This window comes from uncultured Amaricoccus sp. (assembly GCF_937858865.1).
Lineage (GTDB): Bacteria > Pseudomonadota > Alphaproteobacteria > Rhodobacterales > Rhodobacteraceae > Amaricoccus.
The window spans coordinates 1-4,060 of record NZ_CALLYO010000489.1; the positions used below are offsets into that span (position 1 = coordinate 1).

At 70.9% G+C, this 4,060-nt stretch carries 4 protein-coding genes; 2 read left to right on the forward strand and 2 right to left on the reverse strand.

The genetic code is table 11. The annotated features are described in order from the left end of the window. Positions 1-50 precede the first annotated feature (50 nt). Positions 51-1,007, reverse strand: coding sequence for a sugar-binding protein (locus Q0112_RS14395; protein ID WP_297976442.1), 957 nt, complete (start codon positions 1,005-1,007; stop codon positions 51-53). Positions 1,008-1,259: 252 nt separating this feature from the next. Here Q0112_RS14395 and Q0112_RS14400 point away from each other — a divergent pair, with 252 nt between their 5' ends. Next, positions 1,260-2,297 carry a LacI family DNA-binding transcriptional regulator gene (locus Q0112_RS14400; RefSeq protein ID WP_297976444.1) on the forward strand — a complete coding sequence of 346 codons (1,038 nt, stop codon included), beginning with the start codon at positions 1,260-1,262 and terminating at the stop codon, positions 2,295-2,297. On the opposite strand, the gene Q0112_RS14405 is transcribed toward Q0112_RS14400, so the two are convergent. Next, positions 2,288-2,791, reverse strand: a complete 504-nt coding sequence (locus Q0112_RS14405) for a cell wall hydrolase (RefSeq protein ID WP_297976445.1) — start codon at positions 2,789-2,791, stop codon at positions 2,288-2,290. The two genes, Q0112_RS14400 and Q0112_RS14405, sit on opposite strands and share 10 nt — an antisense overlap. Before the next feature lie 186 nt (positions 2,792-2,977). Here Q0112_RS14405 and Q0112_RS14410 point away from each other — a divergent pair, with 186 nt between their 5' ends. Continuing rightward, positions 2,978-3,907 (forward strand): cation diffusion facilitator family transporter, encoded by a 930-nt coding sequence (locus Q0112_RS14410; protein WP_297976446.1) that lies wholly within the window; start codon positions 2,978-2,980, stop codon positions 3,905-3,907. Positions 3,908-4,060 lie beyond the last annotated feature (153 nt).

Below are 4,060 nucleotides of genomic sequence, written 5' to 3' on the forward strand. Positions count from 1 at the left end.
GAAGCGCACGGGCTGGCCCAGCTGCAGCGCGAAGCGCCGGCCGGCCAGCGTCAGCTCGACGCGGAGGCGATCTTCTCCTTCAGGTCGGCCTCGAAGGCCTCGACGTTGTCCTTGTCGATGACCTTGGTCGGCACGATGATCAGCCCGTCCTCGGGGATCATCGACTTGTCGCCGCCGAGGTAGGCCGCCATCAGCTTCATGCCCTGGTAGCCCCATTCGAACGGCTGCTGCACCACGGTGCCGGCGAAGGAGCCGTCCTTGACCGCGCCGAGGGTGATCGGATCCTCGTCGAAGGCGATGACGGTGATCTCGCCCACCTTGCCGGCCGCCTGCAGCGCCTCGTAGATCTTCGGCGAGTTGTAGGAATAGAAGCCGACCATGCAGGTGATCTCGGGGTTGGCGGCCAAGACGTCGTCGACGTTCGAGCGCGCCTTGGCGAAGTCGACGTCGTCGCCCCGCACGTCGACGAGCTCGATCCCGGTGCCCTCGACCGCCTGGCGGAAGCCGGCGATGCGCTCGACCGCGTTGTCGGCGCCGAGGAAGCCGACGAAGCCCATGCACTTGCCGCCGTCGGGCAGCGCCTTCTTGGCGATCTCGCCGGCCTGCACGCCGGCGTCGGTGTTCGACGAGCCGAGGTAGGCGATGCGGTTCGACTGCGGCGCGTCCGAGTCGGTGGTGAAGAGCGGGATCTGCGCGGCGATCCGGTTGAAGGCGTCGGTCGATGTCTTCGGATCGACCGAGGAGATCATGATCGCGTCGGTGCCGGCGGCGACGAGATCGTCCATCAGCGCGTTCTGCAGCGCCGCGGTGCCCTGGGCCGGATAGCGGAACTGGGTCTCGTAGCCGTCGCCGAGCTCCGCCTGCGCCTTCTTCACCCCGGCCTCGGCCAGTTTCCAGAAGTCGGAGGCGGCATTCACCACGAAGGCCATCTGCTTGACCTCCTGCGCCTGCGCCGCGCAGGCGAACGCCAGCGAGCCGGCGAGGGCGGTCATGACGATACGCTTCATTCGATTCCTCCCGTGCTGTCGGGCCCGCCTCTTGTCTCGGCGCGGGCCGCGGCCGCCGGTGCTGCGGTCGGCCGCCGTCATGCTAATATCAGGACCGCCGCGAATGCAACGTATAAGTAACGTTGACATATCAAGTTGATAATGTTGATAATAACGATGAACGCCACGAAAGGCAAAAAAGTGAAGGGCGGCAGGAGGATAGTCGCAGACCCAGCTGACGCCGGCCGCCCCCGGGAGGGAGGGGCGCCGACGATGATGGACGTGGCGCTGGCGGCGGGGGTCTCGCAGACCACCGTGTCGCTGGTGCTGAACAACGCCCTCGGGGCGCGGCTCTCCACCGCGACCCGGCAGCGGGTGCGCGAGGCGGCGCGCGAGCTCGGCTACAAGCTGCCGCGCCGCGGCCCGGCCGCGCCGCATTCGGTCGGCTCGCGGGTGATCGGCTTCGTCTCGGACGAGATCTCGACCGACCCCTGGTGCGCGCTGCAGCTCGACGGCGTGCGGGAGCGGGCCTGGGAGAACGGGCTGATCGTGGCGGCCGGGGTCTACCACAGCGACGAGGCGCTCGAGCGGGCGGTCCTCGAGCAGACGCTCGGCCAGCCGCTCGTCGGGCTCATCTACGGCACCATCCTCACCCGGCGGATCCGGCCGCGGCCGCAGTTCTACCAGGTGCCGACGGTGCTGCTCAACTGCAGCGTGCCGGATCATTCGGTCGCCTCGGTGGTGCCGGGCGAACTGCTCGGCGGCTATGTCGCCACGCTGCACCTGATCCGGGCCGGCCACCGCCGGATCGCGCATATCCACGGCCAGTCCTGGACCGACCCCTCGCGCGACCGGCTGAGCGGCTACCGGCGGGCGCTGGCCGAGCACGACATCCTGTTCGACCCCGACCTCGTCCGCCCCGGCAACTGGGAGCCGCCGACCGGCTACGAGGGCACCATGGCGCTCATGGACCTGCCCGACCCGCCGACGGCGATCTTCGTCGCCAGCGACATGATGGCGGTCGGCTGCTACGACGCCTTGAAGGAGCGCGGCCTGCGCATCCCGGAGGACGTCTCGGTCGTCGGCTACGACGACCGCGAGATCGCGCAGTTCATGCGCCCGCCGCTCACCACGGTGATCCTGCCGCACCACGAGATGGGGCTGCAGGCGGCGGCGACGCTGATCGACGGGCAGATCCGCCCGGAGGGCCGGCAGCCGCAGATCAAGGTCGAATGCACGCTGGTCGAGCGGCAGTCGGTCCGCCCGCCGGCGCCGGAGCGGCTCGGGCGGGCGCTGCTGGCTCAGCGGTAGAAGACGTTCCCGCCGAAGGTGCCGACGCGCGGGCGGGTCTTGAACCAGCCGGGCGCGACGCGCGCCGAGTGGAAGAAGAGCGCGCCGCCCGTGATATCGGGTGCGCCGCTCAGCACCGTCTCGGCCACCTTGAAGGCCCGTGCGCGCGAGCCCGGTTCGGCCAGTGCGTCGGAGTGGCCGTCGCAGCGGTAGGAGAACTGGCAGCCGTCGCCGACGACGCCGCAGATCGAGTTGGGGAAGGCGGGCGCCTGCGCCCGGTTCACCACCACGTGGGCGACCGCCGACTCGCCGACCGGCCCGGTGCCGCGCGCCTCGAAGTAGACCGCCTCGGCCAGGCACGACAGGTCGCGCTCGCTCGGCGCGGCGCGGGCGACCTCGGGCGCGGCCGCATCGGGCGCGCTGCGCGACATCTGCATGGCCTGCGGGGTCTGGGCGCAGTTGGCGACGACGAGGGCGGAGGCGAGGAGGGCTGCGGCGCGGAGGAGGGGTCGCACTTTGGGCGGATCCGGGGCTGTTGAGGGGAGCCCCAAAGTGGCAAACCGCGCGGCAGCAAGTCCATGAGTAGAAATCGGATCGGCGGATTCCCGCCACGCGACAAGACTTGATGCGCGCGGACGCCTGCTTCACTGTCGCGGCTCCAGCCTTTCTCGGGCTTCCGCGTCGCACTTCGGGAGGTACGCTTGGCCGAGGCCTCGAGCCGTCTCGCCGTTACCGCGCTGATCGGCAATGCGGCGCTGGCGGCCGCCAAGTACGTCGTCGCCGCCTTCAGCGGCTCGGGGGCGCTGTTCGCCGAGGCGGTGCATTCGAGCGTCGACACCTGCAACGAGGCGCTGCTGCTGCTCGGGATCCAGCGCAGCGAGCGGTCGGCGGATCCGGGTCACCATTTCGGGCAGGCGAGGGAGATCCACTTCTGGTCCTTCGTGGCGGCGATCCTCGTCTTCGGGATCGGGGCGGGGGTCGCGATCTCGAAGGGCATCGAGAGGCTGGAGGCGCCGGTCGCCCTGCAGCGGGTCGGCTGGATCTACCTCGTCCTGGCCGTGGCGCTCGCCTTCCAGCTCGGCAGCTGGATCGCCGCCTGGCGGCGCATCGGCGCCGCCGGCACCGGCCGGCCGCTCCTCGCCGCGCTGCGCGAGGCGAAGGATCCGGCGCTCTTCCCGCTCGTCTTCGCCGACACCGCCGGCATCGCCGGGCTCCTCGTCGCCCTGGCCGGGGTCTTCTGCAGCGACCGGCTCGGCTGGCTGTGGGCGGACGGGATGGCGGCCCTCGCGGTCGGCGGCATCCTGGCGCTGGCCGCGGTCATGCTGCTGATCGAGACGCGGAGCTTCTTCGTGGCCGAGGCGACCGAGCCGCACATCGTCGAGGACATCATGGGCGTGGCCGGGCGGGCAGCCTTCGTGAACGGGGTCAACGAGGTCCGCACCATGCAGTTCGGCCCCTCGGACATCCTGGTGAACCTGAGCGTCGACGTCCGCGACCATCTCACGGCGGGGGAGGTCGAGCGCGGCATCGCGGTGCTGGAGGCCGAGCTCCGCGCCCGGCATCCGGGGATCAGCCGCGTCTTCATCGAGATCCAGGCCGGCGACGGCCCGGGAGAGGAAGGGAGGGAGTGATGGCGCATCGCAGCCGGCTGGCCGGGTTCATCATCGATTGCCGCACCGACGATCTCGCGGGCGCGGCCCGCTTCTGGGCGGCGGCGCTCGGCGACCGCGCGGTGCGCCCGCCGGAAGGCAGGTACGTGACGCTCGCGCCGCAGGCGGGGCTGC

Coding starts and splice junctions, on each gene's coding strand:
- Q0112_RS14400 (WP_297976444.1), top strand. CDS start 1,260: ATGATGGACGTGGCGCTGGCGGCGGGGGTCTCGCAGACCACCGTGTCG.
- Q0112_RS14395 (WP_297976442.1), bottom strand. CDS start 1,007: ATGAAGCGTATCGTCATGACCGCCCTCGCCGGCTCGCTGGCGTTCGCC.